Genomic DNA, 1,168 nt, shown 5'->3' on the forward strand with positions numbered 1-1,168 from the left:
ATACCATCAACACACCAACCAAAGATGGTTATGTGTTCAGTATGTCCATCCGCGGAGCCACTCAGGAATTAAAGGACTTTGTATTAGATGAATCCGATTATATATGGCTCGGGAACGAATACAAGAGAAAATCCAGATACTACCCACGTACCATTAAAGTCACTGGTGTTAGTGGCAAAAAATCAGAAAAACAAGTAGATGAAAAACAGGTCGTATTCTGGAGTGAAAAATATGCAAAAAAAGCAAAAGCCGAACGTGAAGCGGCACTTGCAAAAGCCAGAGATCTTGCAGCACATCCCGGAAACTATACTCGTGCTACTTCTTATGGCGCAGCTAAGTATGTGAAAAAAGTAGAATACGACAATAAAACTGGCGAAATCCTTACAGCCTCCTCTATCCTGGATATCGATGAAGACAGAATTCTTGAAGAAGAAGCGCTGGACGGTTACTATGTACTGGTAACAAGTGAAATGGAAGAATCTGATGACAAGATCATCGATATGTATCGCGGACTTTGGAAAATCGAAGACTCTTTTAAACTTACAAAAAGCGAACTGGAAGCGAGACCAGTATACGTATGGACGAAAGAACATATCGAAGCCCACTTCTTAACCTGCTTTGTTGCACTTACGCTCATGAGAATCCTGGAAATGAAACTCGAAAACAAGTACAGTTCAGGACGAATCATCGAATCACTTTCAAAAGCAGAATGCGATCTTCTCCAACAGAATTATTATTACTTTGTTTATTATGATGAAGTATTAAAAGATATCGGAAAAGTAACTGGAATTGACTTTTCAAAGAAAATCCGAACACTGGGAGACATCAAACAAGAACTGGCAAATACAAAAAAGAAATAAATCAACAGCGTACTTACGCAGAAACCTTCCTTATTCTGCTTGATTAACAGTTTATCTATCTTGGTTCCGTTGTCAAGAATGCAAAGCACCAAAGGCCTGTTCTTGACAACGGAACCAAGATAGATATCATACAGACAAGCAGAACAAGGAATAGAACCGCCATAGTATGACCAAAAAAATTTCACTTTTTTCATTCCAAAGGAAAAAACGCCATGAAAATATGACAAAATGGCAAACCCGCCAGGCCCTGTATTTATTGGGCTTGACGGGTATTTTATACTTATTTTCTTGCAAAAGTCAGGATATAG

1 protein-coding gene is annotated in these 1,168 nt (G+C 38.7%); it reads left to right on the plus strand.

All coding sequences use genetic code 11. The features are described 5' to 3' along the window. A partial coding sequence (locus tag ACQRD1_RS14560) for an IS1634 family transposase (protein WP_427787944.1) occupies positions 1–860 on the plus strand: 860 nt, incomplete at its 5' end. Between the last annotated feature and the right edge of the window lie 308 nt (positions 861–1,168).

It is taken from the genome of Bariatricus sp. SGI.019 (assembly GCF_050315235.1).
Taxonomy (GTDB): Bacteria; Bacillota; Clostridia; order Lachnospirales; family Lachnospiraceae; genus JAFBIX01.